We start from the raw sequence: 18,676 nt of genomic DNA, 5'->3' as shown, positions 1-18,676 counted from the left end.
TACATGCCACGCCAAGAACAGCTCAACGCCATTGAACAACAAGATGATGTAATTGCCCTGTCAGGATCTCAAGCGGCTTTAAAACTGGGAAGCGCAGCCTTAGTGCGTATGCATGTCCACACGCCAATGAAAGGGTTATTTCGCTTTAATGCCATTATGCTTGGTACAGACGGAAAACGTTACTGCTACACCCAAATCCCGTCTCTATCGGCGCAGCAAAAAGGGCAATATTTGAACCCAGGCTATCAAGTGCGATTGCATGGTGTGGCCGCAGATGGGTCGCTAGTCCGATTCAGTGGCAAGGTGCAAGGCGTGCTAGAGAGCCACTGCAGTATTGTGTGCATTGAGCTTCTTCGTGAAGGCGCGACAGCCACACCATTGCGACAAGACAAGCGCTTTCCAGTAGCGTTATCAGCGACGCTTGCCACAGAGGGAATGAGCAAGATTGAGGTGGAGATCCGCGATTTATCGGTTGGCGGATGTTTATTTGCTTACCGTTCAATGGGCGCCAAATTAGCACCAGAAAAAAAGGCAACGTTGAACCTCGACCATATCGCCCCGAATCAAGATCTCACGCTTAATGGTTCGATACTCTCACACCGATTACTCAGCGATGATTACTTGTGTGGCTTTCAGTTTGACGATCGTAGCAAGGCACGCAGTACGTGGCTAATCACCAACCTTGCCTTCGATGGCACCTATTACCAACTAGCTGTGTCCGATAATAAAGGTGAGACGGCTTTGAATTAGTTGTCATCTTTTTACATGCGTGGGGTGATTTTCAGTAAGCTCCCATTTCGTTTATCTGTGAGAAGTAAAATGCTGCCATCATTGGCTTGAATGATGTCGCGGATACGCCCGAACTGACCATCAAATAGCCGCTCTTCGCTCACCACGTTACCGTCTTCGAGGGTTAGCCGCACCAACAGACCAAATTTTAATGATCCAAGTAGTAGGTTGCCTTGCCACATCGGGAAGCGATCACTGTTCACCATGATCATGCCTGATGGTGCAATTGACGGATCCCAATAATAGACAGGTTGCTGCATACCTTCTTTCGCGGTGCCTTCACCAATTTGTGTGCCCAATCCGTAATTTACCCCATAAGTGATGATCGGCCAGCCATAGTTAACCCCTTTTTCGATGATATTGAGTTCATCGCCACCTTGAGGGCCGTGTTCATGCGCCCAGACAGTGCTGCCATTATTATCGAGAGTGATACCTTGCACATTGCGATGACCGTAACTAAAAATCTCGGGCTTTTTTGCATCGTGAGCAGAGAACGGATTGTCGACCGGCAAACTGCCATCAAGGTTTAAACGCACTAAACTTCCCAAATGATCGGTAATAAACTGGGCGCGGTCACGGTGGCCGCGGTCGCCCAGCGTGATGTAAAGGTGCTCTTGGGTCACCAATAGACGACTGCCAAAGTGACGGGTTCCGCCGCGTTTGGGCAATGCAGTAAAGATGACCTTGCTATTGATGAGAACATCTTGTGACAGCGTTGCTTTGAGCACTTCTGTCCCCGCTTGACCGCGTTCATCTTCTGCAGCATAAGAAAGGTATAAGGTGCCGGTCGCGGGGAAGTCCGGCGCTAACGCAATATCAAATAGCCCTCCTTGCCCCTGCTGATAGACGCCTTTGGGTACTCCTAATATGTTCACCGTTAGCCCATTAGGCGTTAGGCGTTTTAAAGTGCCGTTCCGTTCGGTGATCAGGATATCGCCATTAGGTAACTCGGCCATCCCCCATGGGTGGTCGAAGCCACTTTTCACTTCCTCGACATTCACAGTGACCGTCTCCGTCTCGACAGTCACCCCGTGCGCGCTCAACGGCGTGCACAATACGAACATCAACAAAACAATCGACGATATCCGGTGCATGACGAACTCCTTGATCAGTGGACGCTGAGTTTACGATAGAGGCGATCTTTAAGGTGTGCACGTTGCTTTTTCATCGCGGTAAAAATGTCGTCGCTGGTTGGGATCTGCTTCATTTCTAGACCACGAATATGATGATCGAGCTGATGATAACGCTTGGCATCAAGTTGGAAGTCAGGATCGTTCGCCTTCAAATGATGAATGCGTTCACGGTACTCTGGGAACTCAAAGATAAGCGCATGATTTTCGCCTTGCATAAACACCGCCTTCTCACCTTGTGATGCTATTAAGGCTAGGCGTGCTTTACCGATCTCTCCAGTTTCAGTCTGCTTGATTCGGGTCGAGAGGTGGGATACTGGGCTCGACGGCTTTCGCCGCTTTTTTATCGGGGAAATGGATGGTTTTGCCGTCAGCTGTCAATAAGCTGATGGTATGTGGCGAACCGTCCGGTTGTAAGGTGACCAGCCCGACAGCACTGGCGTTCACCAAGCGCTTAGGGCCTGCGGTGTCGGGATCACGCCTATCAATCCGCATACGCTTTCGCTTGGTTAGCCAATTAAATGGTGAGCGAGGACTGAACAAAATACGATCGCACCATTCACAAATGCTCAGCAGCGGCTCTGGGAAATTGTTTTTAAAGCCGCTCGCGGTAATCTGCCATAAGCGCGGGCTATTGGTACGAAAACGAATACGAATGTCGTAGGCAAATGAGTAGTGCACATCACCCGATAGGATCACGTAGTTGGTTGGCGTACGCTGGTGTCGGAAAATACTCAGTAAGGTATTAGCACTGCCCGGATGAGCCATCCAGTTCTCAGCATCGACAATGGTGGGCTTGCCGAGCCAAATTGCGATACGTTGTAATACTTCAATAAACTTTACCCCGAACATAGGTGCGGCCGAGACAATGACCGCACTATCGTGCTTAAGTAAGTCATGCTGAAAATCCATCAGAGCTTCCCAGTCCATCAAGCCGGATGGGCGGTTCATGCTGGACTCCGATCGCCACCGACGAGTTCGAGTATCGAGTACCACTACACAGGGGGTCGTCGGTACGTTGTAATGCCAATGCTCAAAGCGAAGTAACGTCTCAATCATTGCGTCGTGCGCACTATCATTCGGGTCATCGCCAGACTGACCAAACTGGCTAGCTGTCGCAAGCGCAGTAAATGAGGGATCAAACTGTTTAGGATCATTTCCCCAGCCTTGGCATAGCCAATAGGCAAACAGGCCGTTGCCAATAATGCGCCGTGAAAAGGGCTGTTGATAGGCTGCTTGCTCCCAGCCTACGGTGATGTTCCAGTCATCGGTGATATCGTGGTCATCAAAAATCATATAAGTGGCGAGATGCGCGAACAGACGCCTGACTTGGGGCAGACCGTGTTGAAATTCAGTCAGGGCTTGCTCTTCACGCTGATACCGTGAATGCTGTTGTGGCGTTAACGTGCGGTTGAGTGCGACTGAGGCTGTATTTGTGATGCGCCACGCTTCTGGCGACCACACCAGTAAATACATGGCGAAATGTTCGGCAAAGCTAATCAGGTGATTGCTGGTTGTCTGGGAGGTGAAGATCGGCAGCGCACGCCCTTTTAATCGCTCGAACAGAGAACCATACCGTGAGCGCTGTGCGGGTAACAATTTTGTCCGGTTGAGGTAGCCATCTGGATGCGTATCGAGTTCCCGGCAATGTGCAATCGGTGCGGCGTCAAAGTATTCATTTTTGAGCTCCAGCCGAGCAATCAAGGCTCTGATCCGCTGCAACATTGGTGTGGCGACATCATCGGCGTAAATCTGATCTCCGCTCATAATGAGCATGTCCGGCCATTGTGACATCTCCTCATTGGCGAGTTTTTCGTCGAGTGTGACCAGTGCATCATCACACTGATGGTGCGGGTGCCGACATGAGCCATGCGCTAAATGGTTCGCTTGGGAGGGGATCACAAAGTGCGGTGACCGTTCACCTTCATAGAGTAAATCGGGTATCCATTCAGACAAGGGCTTTTGATCGAGTAAGATGTCGTAACGCAATGGTACATCGAGCGGAAAGCCGTGCGCACATCGGAGATGAGCTAGCATCACCCAGGCATGCTTCCCTGCGCGAAATTGCTGTGCCGAGGAGAGTGGCATCGCGGCAAGGAGGGTCTGATCATCAAAAACGGATAATGTGCCTTTGTCTGGCGGCGTTGATAATACTGCCCATACGACGACTTCATGTTGAGTGGTTCGCCGTAGCATCGGGCCAGCAATAAAACGGGGCAGGGAAGAGGCGTCCGGATTCAATGTTCGTTTCCTTTTTCTGTCTGTTTGTCATCTTGGCATTTTTTGGGGGAAGGATGCAAAATGTATGCGATAATCGCTTGTTTTGGCGTCTTTTTAGCCATTTGAACATGAAAAGCGATAAATCACCGTAAAAGGGGTTGCACCCTTTGCTGCAATCGCCTAACATCCTTCTCGTTGTTACGAAACACGTTTCCCCCATAGTTCAGTTGGTAGAACGGCGGACTGTTAATCCGTATGTCACTGGTTCGAGTCCAGTTGGGGGAGCCAAATTTAGAAAAAAGCGCTAGCCAAGAGGTTGGCGCTTTTTTTATGGTGTTAGTATCAAAGAATGCTGGTGAATTAGGCTTTCCTCGAGCCTGCCTATTGTATAGATAGGTGCTCACTCAATGCTCTCTAAATTTTTAATTGTTCCGCTTCGCGGAATATGTCACTGAGCTGGGCGCCCCCAACTGGGCGTTCCCGTTGAGTCCAATCGGGGGACCTGATTTAGAAAAGCGCTAGCCGGAAGGTTGGCGCTTTTTTTATCTATCGTTCTTGAGTTCGGAGTGCGTGCTTGACCAGTTTGAATGCAGATCGCCTCCCACTTTTTGCTCGCGACAAACAAAAACGCCACGCGCAAGGCGTGACGTTTTTGATATCACGGTCGATTAATTTTTAGTGATATAAAGGTTCCGTGTGTAACGTAGGTTGTTCGGATTTTCCGTATTATAGCCGCCTACTTTAGGGCTTTTGATTACACTACGCGTGTAAAAGTACATTGGAATGGCAGGCATCTCCTCGGCGAAAATGCGCTCCGCTTCCTGATAATAGGCTTTACGCTTTTCTGGGTCGACAACGGAGAGTGCTTGGTCAAGCAGCTTGTCGTATTCAGGGTTGCTCCAATTGGACTTATTCATACCTTTACTACTGAAATAGCTCAGGAAAGTTGAGGCCTCATTGTAGTCACCATTCCATCCATCGCGAGCCACATCAAAGTCTTTTTGTAGCACCTTTTGCAAAAAGGTTTTCCACTCTTGGTTGGCTAAGCTGACTTTAACCGGTAGATGGCGTTTCCACATAGACGTTACTGTCAATGCAAGTTTTTTGTGGGATTCCATGGTGTTATACACCAATTCAAACTCTAGAGGGTTGTCTTTAGTGTATCCCGCTTCGGCCAAGAGTGCTTTTGCTTTTTGATAACGCTCTTCTTGGGTCATTTCCGCCCAAGCCAATTTCGGCGGTTCGAAGTTGTTGATGGCTGGTGGTGTTGCACTGTACGCAGGTTGCTGTCCTTGACCAAGAATAATGTCGGTGACGACATTACGATCAATGGCATAGGCGAGTGCTTTGCGTACGCGCACGTCGTTAAACGGTTCGCGCTCTGTGTTGAATAAATAGTAATAAGTCGCAAGTGACGGCATGGTTAGGAATTCATCGGGGCGCTCTTGCTTGATTTTCTTATAGGACTCAAGCGGGAAGCTAAAGGTCACGTCGATCTCACCGGTGCGATAACGATTATACTCCGCGTTGGCATCGCTGGAGGTTACATACGATGTGTTGTTAATCACCGTTTCTTTATCGTTCCAGTACATGGGATTACGCTCAAGATCGATGCGCTCATTAATTACCCAGTTGGTCAAGTTATAGGCGCCGGAGTTGACCATATTTTCGGGGCGTGTCCAGTTATCTCCATACTTCTCTACCGCATGTTTTGGTACAGGGTAGGTCGAAGAATGGGTGAGCATATTGGGGAAATAAGGAGTACGTCGCACCAATGTAAACTCGATGGTATGGTCGTCCACCGCCTTCACGCCCAATGCACTTGCAGGCTTATGTCCATCGGTGATTTCGGTTGCATTGAGAATGTTCGCGGTGCCTAAATACCAAGCGTATGGTGCAGCGGTTGCTGGGTCGACGGCACGTTGTAGTGTATAGACAACATCTTCCGCTGTAATGGGCTCACCGTCAGACCATGTCGCCTCGCGTAGATGGAATGTATACGTTAACCCATCTTCACTGACTTCCCAGTTTTTTGCTAAACCTGGTGCAATATCGCCACTTGGCGTGCGCGATGTAATGCCTTCGAACAAATCTGAGATAATTTTGTTACTGGCGGTATCACTGGACTTGGTCGGATCCAGCGTAGGTACTTCGCCAGAAACCCCCCAAATAAGGGTTTGTTGCTCGGCAAGCTCCACGCCTTCTGGGACGTGAGCTGCAAACGCTGAGCTACACAATGCGAGTGCCAATGAACCAGCCAATAGTTTTAATTTCATCTTTCCATTCCTTGGTTGAGTGATTTGTTAATAAGCCTTGTTAATCAATAGATTAACCACAAATGGTAAGCGAAGAAAAGCGATGTGATAAAAAGATGACAAATCGACGACAGGAAAAGCGTGAAATCGTGACCTCTATTTTTATATCGATTTAATCCTGCATGGCGGTTGCCGATCGCGGCGTATTCATACGGCATAATCCCCTCGGACAGCTTAGGCGGTTTTATGATAAATTAGCCGTTTTTCATAGACTCAAGGATGATCTCCCGTGCTGTTACGTCCATTTTCTCCCCCTGACTTAGCCTCATTTTTATCTCTTTCTATCACGCATGAGCAGCTGCCTTTTGTCGGACGCCCAGAGGAAATCTTGGCGGCGGCCAATGAATTTGCTCATCTACACCTGATTGAGGTAGAGACCGTGATTGTGGGCGGGTTTATTCTTGATACTGGTTACGCGTCGCAATACGACTTTGCCCATGCGGGTGATATAGGAGTTCGTGCGGTGTTTATCGATCAGCACCACCAAGGTAACGCACTGGGTCGCCGCGCGATGATGACCTTGGCGGATTATGTCAAACCGCGCTACCCGTGGGCGCAGCGTCTCGTTCTGACCGTAAACTGCAAAAATGCGGGCGCGATTGCGTGTTACCAACGCGCAGGTTTCACCGATACGGGCGAGTTGTATCATGGTGGCAGTGCAGGACCTCAGCATATTATGTTGAGAAAAGTCGACAATAAAGTCAGTCCGGAGGGTGATGCGGGTTAAATCCGCGATGACTTGCTAAAAAAGAAGGATTGTGCGACGCTCAAATAAATCACTGATAAGCAGGGATCATGCTTGACGGTTGATCTCCATACGACTGGCGTTGTGGTGGGATGAAAAGTGACATTCATCGGCCCAAGAAATGCGTCGAGTCGCTTGAGGTATTGCGTTTAACAAGGAGAGTAATGATGAAGATTTATGGCCACCCTTCTGCCATTAATGTTCAAAAAGTGATGTGGTTGATTGATGAGTTAGATTTAAGTATCGAATTGGATGAGGTCGATATTCATCATAATGCCCAAGATGCTGATGCACTGGCACAAAAATGTCCAATGCGTCAGGTGCCGGTACTAGAAGATGGCCCGAACAGTGTGTGGGAATCGCACACCATTTTGCGCTATTTGGTTGCCTGCTATGGCAATAAAATGTGGTACCCAGATTGTGCGTTCCAACGCTCGCGCTATGAGCGTTGGATGGATTGGTGCCTCTCTTCGTTTCAGCCTGCGGTTAAAACTGCTTGCTTGGAATCATCGAGCGATCTAAAAGTGAGAGAAGCGGCCCTTGAGCAGTGCCGCCAAGATTTAGAGAAGCTGGACAATGAACTTGCCGAGCGTCGCTATTTAATTTCTGACATGATGACGCTCGCCGATATTGCAATTGGCACTGTGGTCCACTCTCTTGCCGTGGCGCCATCAATGACCCTGCCGCCGCACGTGTCGCAATGGTACCAGCAACTAAAATCATCATCAGGTTATCAACGCTGGGTCGTTCAGGCTCGTCAAACCCAACCTGCGTAACCATAATTTTTATTAAGATTGAGCCCGCATTAGCGGGCTTAAAGCGTTTTTAGCGGCCCCACGACACACAGTGCGCTTTGATAGCCAGGCTGTTGTTCAATGCGCTCAAGATACGCAACAATGTGACGGTGTTGCTGTGGGTCTAGGCGAGAACGCATTGCGATTAATGGGAAACTCATTTGGATATCTGCTGCTGTGAGTGTGTCACCACACAGCCAATCATGCGTCGCTAAGTGGTGTTCGATCATGGCAAGATGGTCTCGCAGTTGGGGTGCAATAAACTGGTCGGTGACGCCTTTCATCAGCTTTTTCGCCAAGGGGCGTACAAAAAAGGGCATCGGTGCTTCTGGGATTTTGCTGAAAATCAACGACATGACCAGTATTGGCATCAAAGACCCTTCGGCATAGTGCATCCAGTATCGATAGTGACCTTTCTGCTCTGGTGTTTGTGGCGCTAAGCGCCCGTCACCATACTTTTCTAAAATGTACTCAATGATCGCGCCCGACTCTGCAATGACCGTCCCTTCATCTTCAATTACAGGTGCTTTGCCCAGAGGGTGAACGCGCTTGAGTTCGGGAGGCGCCAACTTGGTGTTGGGGTCACGCGAGTAGGTCTTGATTTGATATGGCACACCCAGTGCCTCAAGCAACCAAACAATACGCTGAGAACGCGATTGTTCAAGGTGATGAATAATAATCATAAGGAATATCTTTGACTGTAAGTTTAAAAAGGCTCAGCTATCGATACGATAGTCTTGCTATTTCGATCAGTCCTTGTGATTCAATTCATTGATTTGGAGGTGGGAGTACTCGGCCTTGAATGCGTAATTTGGGGTCCACAGACGAAATGTTCGTGCCGCGAATGTATACATTGCCCCCCACGTAAATATCGTCGGGTAATGCGCTAATTGGCGAGTTAGTAAGATAAAGGTTGCCCTCAACGTACAAGCGTCTTGGCAAGGTGGTGAGAGGCGTATTGACCAGACTGAGGTCGCCACGCACGACGAGGTTTGGCGGTAATGCGGTTACAGCGGTATTGGTGAGGTTGATGTAGCCACCGACTTTGAGCCGCGGTAGCCGCGTCAGTGGCGTATTTGCAGCATTTAAGTAACCGCCGATATCCAGTCCGCGAGGCAGTCGCGAAATATCGCTGGCTTCGATATCTAAATACCCTTGCGTTTTTAACCCCGCGGGTAAGGTCGTGATGGGGGAAAAGCGGAGTTTCACATTGCCGTAGTTGTCCACATAGCCGTGAAAACGTAAGTCTTGCACGAATGTATTAAGGGGTTCGTTCATCGCATGCGTGGGCACTGCCATCATAAAATAGCCGACAAGAATCCAAAGTTGAATGATGGCTTTTGGCATGAAAAGGTCTGCGTGGTCACAACGTCTGCTTCAATGTAGAGCGTTTCGGCGAATATTCAAGCCCCTCTCGGTTTTCTGTCATCGAAAACGTTATCTTCTACGTATGTTAGCCATTATTCCAACTAGTTCTGACTGAGGTACCTGTGCTTCAATCTCGTTATCACACCTTGCGTTTGGTTCTCGGAGATCAACTGAATGCCAGCCACTCATGGTTTAAGCAGCACGATCAGGGCGTGTTATATGTCATTGCCGAGCTTAAACAAGAAACCGACTATGTGACCCATCATGTCCAAAAGGTTTGTGCGTTTTTTGCTGCAATGGCGCAGTTTGCTGATGCGCTTGAAAAGGCGGGGCATGATGTCGAATACCTCACATTGGATGACACGCAAGCTTATCAAGACTTGCCCGCATTGCTGTGCGCTCTTTGTGAGCACTATCAAGTCGATCAGTTCGAATATCAGCGTCCTGATGAGTATCGGCTCGCGATGCAACTCGAACAATTGCGTTTACCCAATGAGGTTGCATCCCAATGTGTTGAGACGGAACATTTTCTCTTACCCTTTTCACAGATTACCACCCAGTTCACCGTCGGTAAGCACCGAAAAATGGAGTTTTTCTACCGCGATATGCGTCGGCAGTTTGATATCTTAATGGAGGGGGATCAGCCAGAGGGGGGARAGTGGAATTATGATCAGCAAAATCGTAATAAGCTAAAAAAAGCGGATCTCGATGCGATTCCCGCGCCATTGATTTTCGCCAACGATGTCAGCGATATTCTCACTCGTATTGAGCGCCATCAGGTTAAAACCATCGGACATGCGGCGTCAGCCTTGATGTGGCCGGTGACACGTCAGCAGGCGAAAGCGCTACTCGCCCATTTTTGCACCTACTGCCTGCCATTGTTTGGTCAGTTTCAAGATGCAATGACAGGACAAAGCCCTCATCAGTGGAGCTTGTACCACAGCCGTCTCTCTTTTGCGTTAAATGCCAAGTTGCTTCACCCCATGCAAGTGATCCAAGCTGCGATTGATCATTACCGCCAAAATGAGGCTATCAACCTCGCTCAGATTGAAGGGTTTGTCCGACAGATCTTAGGCTGGCGCGAATATGTTCGTGGTGTGTACTGGGCGAACATGCCTGATTATGCACAAAAAAATGCGCTTGGTGCGCAAGGCACATTGCCGGCATTTTTCTGGGATGGAAAGACCAAAATGCGCTGTCTCTCGCATGCGATCACGCAATCGTTAGAGACAGCGTATGCCCATCACATTCAGCGACTCATGGTGACAGGAAACTTCTGCTTGCTCGCAGGTGTCGACCCTGATGAGGTGGACGATTGGTATCTCTCAATCTATGTCGATGCGATCGAGTGGGTTGAAATGCCGAACACGCGCGGAATGACGCAGTTCGCCGATAACGGCATTGTGGGGACGAAACCTTATGCGGCCAGTGGCGCCTATATCAATCGGATGAGCGACTATTGCGTTGGGTGCGAATACGATGTGAAAGAGAAAGTTGGTCCTAAGGCGTGTCCATTCAACGCGCTATATTGGCATTTTATGGTGCGTCATCGCGACAAATTCGCCCGTAACCCACGCACAGCCATGCCGTATCGAAATTGGGATAAGATGTCAGAGACGCAGCAAAGCCAGATTTTGGCGCATGCGGATGAATTACTCGCCAATCTTGATGCGCTTTGATGCCGGTATGACCGCCCTCAACAGGAGCGTGAGGGCGGTCATAAATCGCGTCGCGCTTATTGCGTGTTTGGCACAATCTGAATCTCAACACGGCGGTTGAGCGCACGATTTGCCGCGCTGTTGTTCGCAACCAGTGGACGTGTCTCACCAAAACCGGACGTGTACAAACGTGCATTGTCGATCGACTGACTGGCGAGGTAGCGTTTAACGCTCATGGCACGGCGTTCCGACAAACGCTGGTTATAGGCCGCGGCGCCCGTGTCATCAGTGTGACCCTCAATGCTCAAGAAGGTTTTGTCGTACTTGCGCATCACATTGGCAATGGCATTGAGTTTAGGATAAAAATCGGCCGCAATCGCATCCTGATCTAACCCGAAAGTAATGTTCGAGGGCATGATCAAGCGAATATTGTCGCCTTCACGCACAACTTGAATGCCCGAGCCCGCCAATTCTTCGCGGAATGCTTGCTCTTGCTGATCCATGTAATTACCGACAGCTGCACCACCAATGGCACCAATAGCCGCGCCAATAAAGGCCCGTTTACCTTTATGGTTCGATGTCGATTTTCCCACGATGGCCCCAGTGATCGCGCCAATTGTCGCGCCTTTCTGGGTGTTCGACATCGACTCACAACCGGTGAGGGCCAGTGATGCGGTCAATACGGCAACCGCAGTTAGTTTGCATTTCATTCCCATTGTTTTCTCACTATAACCAAACGGAGGTCAGTTTAATTTACTTCAGCTTAGACACTCTTCTTCAAGAAAGTGTCAAATTTATGAATTAGTGATGGTGTTTTAAACACTTAACGAAAGACCACTGACAGAGTTCTCAGTTTTGTCTTCTTTTCACTGCATCCTGCCGTGCAAATTGCGCTGGATCAAAATGTGATGAGCAAACAGCGTGTTACAACAAAAACCATAAAAGGCCCTGTCATGTCTGGGCCGCGATGATCCCGACTAAAGGAGCAAATGGTCATGTCGAGCACGTTCTTTATCCCTGCTATTAACCTTATGGGCGCAGGTTGCCTTTCTGAAGCCGCAGACGCGATTCAATCACATGGATTTAAAAAAGCCCTTATCGTTACAGATAAAGTCCTTAATCAAATTGGTGTGGTAAAGCAAATCGCCGCTTTGCTTGATAGCCGAGAAGTCGATTGTGTGGTCTATGATGGCACACAACCTAACCCAACCACTGAAAACGTGGCACAAGGGTTAGCGCTTTTACAAGCGAACCAATGTGACTGTGTGATCTCTTTAGGGGGTGGATCGCCGCACGACTGCGCCAAAGGTATCGCCCTAGTGGCAGCCAATGGCGGTCATATTAGTGATTATGAAGGCGTGGACCAGTCTGCTAAGCCACAACTTCCGCTGATTGCGATCAATACGACGGCGGGCACCGCATCAGAAATGACCCGCTTTTGTATTATCACAGACGAAGCGCGCCACATTAAGATGGCGATTGTCGATAAACACACCACCCCGATTATTTCCGTCAACGATCCTGAGCTGATGCTGGCTAAACCGGCGTCATTAACGGCGGCAACCGGTATGGATGCATTAACCCATGCGATTGAAGCTTACGTATCGACCGCCGCTACGCCGATCACTGACGCAGTTGCACTGAAAGCAATGACACTGATTCAAGAAAACCTGCGCACTGCAGTGGCTGACGGCCAAAACCTAGAGGCGCGGGAGCAGATGGCCTATGCACAGTTTATGGCTGGTATGGCATTTAACAATGCGTCTTTGGGCTATGTGCATGCGATGGCGCACCAACTGGGTGGATTTTATGATTTGCCGCACGGGGTGTGTAACGCCGTTCTATTACCCCATGTGCAACGCTACAACGCGCAAGTGTGTGCCGAGCGCTTACGAGATGTGGCCACGGCAATGGGCGTCGATACGGAGAGTATGAATGCCGAGGAAGGCGCAAAAGCCGCCATTCAAGCCATTCAAGCATTGGCGACCGATGTTGGGATCCCAGCGGGTTTGCGCGAACTTGGCGCTAAAGAAGAAGACATTGATGTGTTGACCAAAAACGCCTTGAATGACGCGTGTGGTTTCACGAATCCGAAGCAAGCGACGCACGAGGAAATCGCCAAAATTTTTATGGAAGCGATGTAGTTTCCTAGGTATCACAGCAACACTAGAAAGGCCTGATTATTCAGGCCTTTTTTCTTTCTATACGGTAGACGTTTAGAACAAGTTAGTCACTGCGATCTTCGACGTCTGCAATTTGGTTTTCGCAACACTCGCCGTTCAGGACGGTATGAATATTAGTGAGTGTGGTATCTGCGATATTGTGCAGTGCCTCTTTGGTGAGAAACGCTTGGTGTCCGGTAAATAACACGTTATGGCATGCAGAGAGGCGACGGAATACATCATCAACAATTACATCATTAGACTTGTCTTGGAAAAATAGCTCCCGTTCATTGTCATACACGTCAAGACCAAGCGCACCGATACGGCCTTGCTTGAGGGCTTCAATGGCAGCCACTGAATCGAGCAATTCACCGCGGCTGGTATTGATCACCATCACTCCCTTTTTCATTTGAGCAAAAGCACGCTCGCCGAGTAGATGGTAGTTGTCTTTGGACATCGGGCAATGCAGAGAAATCACATCACTTTCGGCAAACAGTGTTTCTTTCGAGACGTATTCGCCACCGAGTTCAATCGCAAGGGGGTTAGGATATGGATCGTGGCACAACAAACGCATACCAAGCCCTTTTAGGATCCGTAGGGTTGCGATCCCAATTTTACCCGTACCAATGATCCCAGCCGTTTTGCCGTGAAAGTTAAACCCGACTAAGCCATCGAGTTCAAAGTTGGCATCGCGTGTGCGTTGGTAGGCTTTATGAAAGCGTCGGTTCAAGCACATCATCATGCCCACCGTGTGCTCCGCGACCGATTCGGGAGAATAGGCAGGCACGCGAACGACGGTGATCCCCAACGATTTTGCGGCCTCCAGATCGACGCGATCGTAGCCAGCGCATCGCAACGCCACCAGTTTGATATTGGCATCACTTAAAATCTCTAGCACTGGGCGGGAAAGATCATCATTAACAAACGCGCAAATCGCCTCCGCCCCTTGAGCCATTTTGGCGGTTTTGGCGGTGAGCTGAAAATCATGAAACTCGAGTGTGTAACCAAACGCTTGGTTAGCATGAGCAAAGGCGGCCTTGTCATAAGATTTGGCACTAAATACGGCAATGGTCGTCATGTGTTGCCTCCGAATAAGTCGGGGGGAGGTAAAGAAGCGTTATAAATACCGTGATTTGGATCCAAAATAAACCATGAGATTTATCAGGTTAAAAGTGTTGATGTTAGTCCAAACGATTAAAAGCCGCGCAGGCGGCTTTTAATCGGCTATCTCGCAGTAGAAGGATAGGCTAGAACTTAATGGTGGCGTTTATGCGTACATCGCGTCCCGCAGCGGGCACACCGGCAGACAGATAGGGTGTGTAATACTGATCGGTCAGGTTAGCGATGGTGGCGCGTAGCGTAAAGTCGTCTCGAGGCGTCCATTCTCCATAGAGGTTTTGGAAGAAGTAGGCGTCGCTCGCCACATTGGCTGTATGCAGTGAGGGGTTCTCTGGAATACGGTCTTGCTCATCCCAGTATTGGCCTTGCCATGCAACTTCAATCGTATCGGTTAGTTGATGACCCACGCCGAGTGAGGCGCTGAGGGGCGGGTTGTCATACCAATACTCGTCGTCGCCGGTACTGTCACGTAGCGAGCCTTTGTGTTTGCCGCGCACCATAGAGACAGAGGCATCTGTAAACCAATCGTTGAGACGATACTGCACTTGCGCATCAAATCCGTAAGTATAGAGTCCGTCGAGATTGGTGTAGTAGCCTTCTTTCTGTTTGGTCGCATTGACCCCACGACGCTGCGCAACGTCATGAATGACATCATTCCAAAACAGTGTCACCTCTGTTGCTAGGTGATCCCCTTCGAACAAGGCATTCTGACGCTTATCAGACACGCCCAATAAATAGGCATTGATACGAGTGACTGAGAGATCGCGGCTGGTGGCAGCGCGCTTGGACGCTCTCGAAAACTGCACTGTATAGAGCTCATCAATGGTCGGTGCCTTTAAACCATAGGCATAAGCCGCTTTTATTTGCGTGGCTGGACTCAGATCGTAGGTCAATGCAATACGCGGCTCCCAACCTTGATGTGAGACCGCACTGTAATCGTGTCCAACGGATGGGTCATTATAGTCTGGCGCGGCGTTTGGTACCCCTTCGGAACGAATATGGCTGTAGCGCAGCGATGCGGTGAGTTCGAGATCTGGGGTAATAAAGTACTTATCTTGAACGAACACACTGGCGGTTTGTTGTTCGCCCGAGGGCTCAAAGGATGGCGTAAAGTAGCCATAGTTCTTTTCTGGCTTTTTGCGATAAGTATGGTTGTAAACGTGCGAGTTTCTGTCTTGGTTCTGGTACTGCGCCCCCACCATGACTTCGTGATCACCGAAGTGACTGGTATTGGTTAGCTCGGCAAACCAGCGCTCATAGGACAACCAGACTTGGTGGCCATATTGGCCTGATGTGATGTAAGACTGATAGGTACTATCCGGGCGTTCCCAATAGCGATGATTCTGTGAGTGTGCAATGACGACACTGGTATCAATGTAATCATTATAAGGCTGGTAGTGGTAATTTAAGGTGCTGGTATATTCGCGATAATGATTATCCACTGAGGCGGCATACAGCGCGGCATCGTAGCTACCATACTTTTTAATTTTGTAGGGCGTTACCGATGGCATGGCTCCCCGTCGGTTTGCCCACGGTTTTCGCCCTTGGTCATCATAGCGCGTATGGCTGAACATCATATTGTGCGCGTCGGATTGGTAGCGAACTTTACCCAGCAAACTGTGTTGACGGTAGCCAGAGAAGGTAAAAACGTCACCGTTGCCTAGCTCGATATCATCGGCATCACGTCGAGAGCCATGCAATAGCACGGACCACCCAGAGTCAGACGCACCATAGGTGGTGACACTGCGCTTCCATTGATGGTTCACACTGTTGAAACCCACTTGCGCCATGGCGCCAATCGACGAATCTGGATCAAGAAAGTCAGTGGCCTCTTTCGTTTCCATCACAAAACTGCCTGCGAAAGCGCCGAGGCTGGCGCGAACGTTATGGTCGCCTTTGATAAGGCGTACCGAACGTAGCAGTTGAGGGTCAAGAAAAAAGCTACCATAGCGATATTGTTGAAAGCCGACGGGGGCGCCATCGACACGGATCGAGAGCGCGGAAGGGTGTGAGAATCCCCAGACATTAATGCGTTCACTACCCGGGCGCGCGCCACCATCAAGTGATACGCCCGGCATTTTCATTACCAGCTCACCGATGTTGTGGGCTTGTTCGCGTTGAATATCATCCAGCTCTAACGTGGATTTTCCCGGGGAGATAAGGGTAATTGGGTGCTTTAGCTGCTCGCCTTGTACTTTGACGGTCTCAATCTCTTTGGGAACAGATGTGCCGTCGGTACTCGCGGCTTGGGCACTCATGGAAAGCGCTGCCAAGATGGCAAAGCGTAAAAGAGGATACTGCATGCTCATAAAACTTTACTGACGCATAAAAGCGCGCACTATACGCCTAACTCGTCAATCTGGCAATGCTAATGATAGTGATTATCACTTATTGAGTGAGTGGCGAATACAGCGACTTCGCAGTATGATGAGCCAAAATTAACGATAGGAACGGCTATGTTTACTGGGATTATTCAAGCGGTCGCGACCATTGAGCGCTGCCGCGATCAGGGTGGATTACGAACTCTGGATATCCGCTTCCCCGCTGGATTTTGCGAGGGGCTTGAAATTGGTGCCAGCATCGCTATCGATGGTGTGTGTTTAACGGTTACTGAGCAGCTTGATGAAACCTTGGTACGGTTTGATGTGATGTTGCAAAGCCTTGCCGTCACCACATTAAAAGCGGTAGACGTGGGCGACACGGTTAATGCTGAACGCGCGGCCAAAGAAGGGGCAGAAGTGGGCGGGCACCCGTTATCTGGCCATATTGATTTCAATACTACCGTTCTAGATGTTCAACAGATTGACGATAACTATCGCATTCGCGTCTCTGTGCCGCATGAATGGATGAAGTACATCTTCCCGAAAGGCTACATTGCGCTCAACGGGGCCAGTTTGACGGTATCTGACGTCAATAAAAACGATGGTTGGTTCGAGGTGTGGCTGATCCCAGAGACGCGCAGGATGACAACATTCGAGGCCAAACAGGCGGGAACAGCGATCAATGTTGAAATTGAACGCGGCACGCAAGTGGTGGTTGATACCGTGCGAGATGCCATTGACGAAAAGATGGGCGCGTTGATGCCTTTGTTTGAGCGATTTTTAGCCGCGCACAACGCCGATATCGATGCGATTGGCCATGCGGCGCAGCAAGCCTTGTCCAAGTCGGACGACCAATAAACCATGGTGTTTTCCGCACCGCTAGTAGGAGAGCCGAGGCTCTCCTTTTCTTTTGGTGAGATGTTGACCGATTTTACGTGGCGTTAACGTTATCCACTCCTCCGATCTGCTCAAATTGTGCGCGAACCTGCTCAAATGATGATGTGCTTAACAAAAATGTCAGCAACAATTCATCGATATATGCTCGAACGCTCATTTTTGTTGTTATTTTGTTTTCGAGATGATGAGAGTATGCAAAATGTTAGTGTGGTTTTGAACGTGTAACCCTACTAACAGTGACAAGGATAATCATCATGAACAAAAAAGCGTCGACTTTATTGGGAGAGTGCGTCGCCGAGTTTATCGGCACGGGCTTGCTCATCTTCTTTGGTGTGGGCTGTGTCGCCGCCCTGGTACTGACAGGCGCCGACTTCGGCCAATGGGAAATCAGTATTGTGTGGGGCTTCGGGGTAGCGATTGCCATTTACTGTACCGCGGGCGTTTCGGGTGCGCACATCAACCCGGCTGTCACCATTGCACTGGCTGCTTTTCACGGCTTTGAAAAAAGCAAGGTCGTGCCTTATATCGTTTCACAAATGCTCGGTGCTTTTGCCTCGGCGGCACTGGTCTACAGCCTTTATAGCAACCTCTTTGTCGAGTATGAACTGGCCAATAACATTGCACGCAGTAGCCCTGAAGCGCTAGCCACCGCGGGGATTTTTTCAACCTATGCGCATCCTGCTATTTCCTTTATGGGCGCGATGGCCGTTGAATTTGTGATTACTGCAGTCCTGATGTTTGGCATCTTGGCGTTAGGTGATGAAAACAACGGTGCCGCGCGTGGGCCAATGAACCCATTGCTGATTGGTATCCTGATTGCGGTTATTGGTGGCTCACTGGGTCCATTGACCGGGTTTGCCATGAACCCCGCACGTGATTTCGGTCCGAAATTCTTTGCTTACCTAGCTGGATGGGATTACGCCCTAACCGGTGCGCGTGATATTCCTTACTTTATTGTTCCCATCGTTGCGCCAATCTTAGGTGCTTGCTTCGGTGGCTGGTTGTATCCAAAAGCGATCGCGCCTTATCTACCTCAAGCGGGTCACGGCTGCACGATTCCAAATCAGTGTGAAGACGATGAAGAAGCACTGGTGCAGGCGAAAGAAACTGACGCACGCGAAGTGAATGCATAAACAATACGGATGGCGCCGATTGGCG

General features: G+C 49.5%; 16 protein-coding genes and 1 tRNA gene. 8 read left to right on the top strand and 9 right to left on the bottom strand.

The genetic code is table 11. The annotated features are described in order from the left end of the window. Positions 1 to 3 precede the first annotated feature (3 nt). Positions 4 to 750 carry a PilZ domain-containing protein gene (locus BZJ17_RS03335; RefSeq protein WP_077639765.1) on the top strand — a complete coding sequence of 249 codons (747 nt, stop codon included), beginning with the start codon at positions 4 to 6 and terminating at the stop codon, positions 748 to 750. Between the two features lie 11 nt (positions 751 to 761). Here BZJ17_RS03335 and BZJ17_RS03330 read toward each other — a convergent pair whose 3' ends face one another. The 3 genes from BZJ17_RS03330 to BZJ17_RS03320 all read right to left on the bottom strand — a co-directional run bounded on the left by BZJ17_RS03330 (position 762) and on the right by BZJ17_RS03320 (position 4,115). Next, complete coding sequence (locus tag BZJ17_RS03330; protein ID WP_077639764.1) at positions 762 to 1,883, bottom strand: PQQ-dependent sugar dehydrogenase; 1,122 nt, start codon at positions 1,881 to 1,883, stop codon at positions 762 to 764. 14 nt (positions 1,884 to 1,897) lie between these two features. Continuing rightward, positions 1,898 to 2,137 carry a DUF465 domain-containing protein gene (locus tag BZJ17_RS03325; protein WP_077639763.1) on the bottom strand — a complete coding sequence of 80 codons (240 nt, stop codon included), beginning with the start codon at positions 2,135 to 2,137 and terminating at the stop codon, positions 1,898 to 1,900. A 64-nt stretch (positions 2,138 to 2,201) separates the two neighbouring features. Continuing rightward, a complete protein-coding gene (locus BZJ17_RS03320; RefSeq protein WP_077639781.1) occupies positions 2,202 to 4,115 on the bottom strand; it encodes a hypothetical protein in 1,914 nt (637 codons plus the stop codon). A 236-nt stretch (positions 4,116 to 4,351) separates the two neighbouring features. On the opposite strand from BZJ17_RS03320, the gene BZJ17_RS03315 reads away from it, so the two are divergent. Then, positions 4,352 to 4,427: transfer RNA gene (locus BZJ17_RS03315), tRNA-Asn, on the top strand. Positions 4,428 to 4,807: 380 nt separating this feature from the next. Here the strand turns inward: BZJ17_RS03315 and BZJ17_RS03310 are convergent. Further along, on the bottom strand, positions 4,808 to 6,415 hold the full coding sequence (locus BZJ17_RS03310) for a peptide ABC transporter substrate-binding protein (protein ID WP_077454918.1): 1,608 nt from the start codon (positions 6,413 to 6,415) through the stop codon (positions 4,808 to 4,810). A 268-nt stretch (positions 6,416 to 6,683) separates the two neighbouring features. Here BZJ17_RS03310 and BZJ17_RS03305 point away from each other — a divergent pair, with 268 nt between their 5' ends. Beyond that, positions 6,684 to 7,181: a GNAT family protein gene (locus BZJ17_RS03305; RefSeq protein WP_077639762.1), complete on the top strand. Its 498-nt coding sequence runs from the start codon at positions 6,684 to 6,686 to the stop codon at positions 7,179 to 7,181. A gap of 182 nt (positions 7,182 to 7,363) precedes the next feature. After that, positions 7,364 to 7,975, top strand: a complete 612-nt coding sequence (locus BZJ17_RS03300) for a glutathione S-transferase family protein (protein WP_198532144.1) — start codon at positions 7,364 to 7,366, stop codon at positions 7,973 to 7,975. A 38-nt stretch (positions 7,976 to 8,013) separates the two neighbouring features. Here the strand turns inward: BZJ17_RS03300 and BZJ17_RS03295 are convergent, their stop codons facing one another. Beyond that, the gene (locus tag BZJ17_RS03295; RefSeq protein ID WP_077639760.1) at positions 8,014 to 8,676 is read right to left on the bottom strand and encodes a glutathione S-transferase; all 663 of its coding nucleotides are present in this window, start codon (positions 8,674 to 8,676) and stop codon (positions 8,014 to 8,016) included. Between the two features lie 85 nt (positions 8,677 to 8,761). Next, a complete protein-coding gene (locus BZJ17_RS03290; protein WP_240531973.1) occupies positions 8,762 to 9,340 on the bottom strand; it encodes a hypothetical protein in 579 nt (192 codons plus the stop codon). A 143-nt stretch (positions 9,341 to 9,483) separates the two neighbouring features. Here BZJ17_RS03290 and BZJ17_RS03285 point away from each other — a divergent pair, with 143 nt between their 5' ends. After that, the gene (locus BZJ17_RS03285; RefSeq protein WP_077639759.1) at positions 9,484 to 11,040 is read left to right on the top strand and encodes a cryptochrome/photolyase family protein; all 1,557 of its coding nucleotides are present in this window, start codon (positions 9,484 to 9,486) and stop codon (positions 11,038 to 11,040) included. Positions 11,041 to 11,096: 56 nt separating this feature from the next. Here BZJ17_RS03285 and BZJ17_RS03280 read toward each other — a convergent pair whose 3' ends face one another. After that, complete coding sequence (locus BZJ17_RS03280) at positions 11,097 to 11,729, bottom strand: OmpA family protein (protein WP_069586537.1); 633 nt, start codon at positions 11,727 to 11,729, stop codon at positions 11,097 to 11,099. A gap of 285 nt (positions 11,730 to 12,014) precedes the next feature. Between BZJ17_RS03280 and yiaY the strand changes: the two genes are divergently transcribed. Continuing rightward, positions 12,015 to 13,163: an L-threonine dehydrogenase gene (yiaY, locus tag BZJ17_RS03275; protein ID WP_077639758.1), complete on the top strand. Its 1,149-nt coding sequence runs from the start codon at positions 12,015 to 12,017 to the stop codon at positions 13,161 to 13,163. Positions 13,164 to 13,245: 82 nt separating this feature from the next. Here the strand turns inward: yiaY and BZJ17_RS03270 are convergent, their stop codons facing one another. Together BZJ17_RS03270 and BZJ17_RS03265 are read right to left on the bottom strand one after the other, a co-directional pair. After that, complete coding sequence (locus BZJ17_RS03270; protein ID WP_077454924.1) at positions 13,246 to 14,259, bottom strand: 2-hydroxyacid dehydrogenase; 1,014 nt, start codon at positions 14,257 to 14,259, stop codon at positions 13,246 to 13,248. 169 nt (positions 14,260 to 14,428) lie between these two features. Beyond that, on the bottom strand, positions 14,429 to 16,603 hold the full coding sequence (locus BZJ17_RS03265) for a TonB-dependent receptor (RefSeq protein ID WP_198534080.1): 2,175 nt from the start codon (positions 16,601 to 16,603) through the stop codon (positions 14,429 to 14,431). A 153-nt stretch (positions 16,604 to 16,756) separates the two neighbouring features. Here BZJ17_RS03265 and BZJ17_RS03260 point away from each other — a divergent pair, with 153 nt between their 5' ends. Beyond that, positions 16,757 to 17,479 (top strand): riboflavin synthase, encoded by a 723-nt coding sequence (locus BZJ17_RS03260; RefSeq protein ID WP_069587489.1) that lies wholly within the window; start codon positions 16,757 to 16,759, stop codon positions 17,477 to 17,479. 293 nt (positions 17,480 to 17,772) lie between these two features. Beyond that, on the top strand, positions 17,773 to 18,651 hold the full coding sequence (locus tag BZJ17_RS03255) for an MIP/aquaporin family protein (RefSeq protein ID WP_077639756.1): 879 nt from the start codon (positions 17,773 to 17,775) through the stop codon (positions 18,649 to 18,651). The last annotated feature ends 25 nt before the right edge of the window (positions 18,652 to 18,676 follow it).

Origin of the sequence: Salinivibrio sp. IB574 (assembly GCF_001996205.1) — a bacterium.
Classification (GTDB): domain Bacteria; phylum Pseudomonadota; class Gammaproteobacteria; order Enterobacterales; family Vibrionaceae; genus Salinivibrio; species Salinivibrio proteolyticus.
The sequence above is the reverse complement of the archived record's forward strand: the minus strand, read 5'-3'. Positions and strand labels throughout refer to the sequence as shown.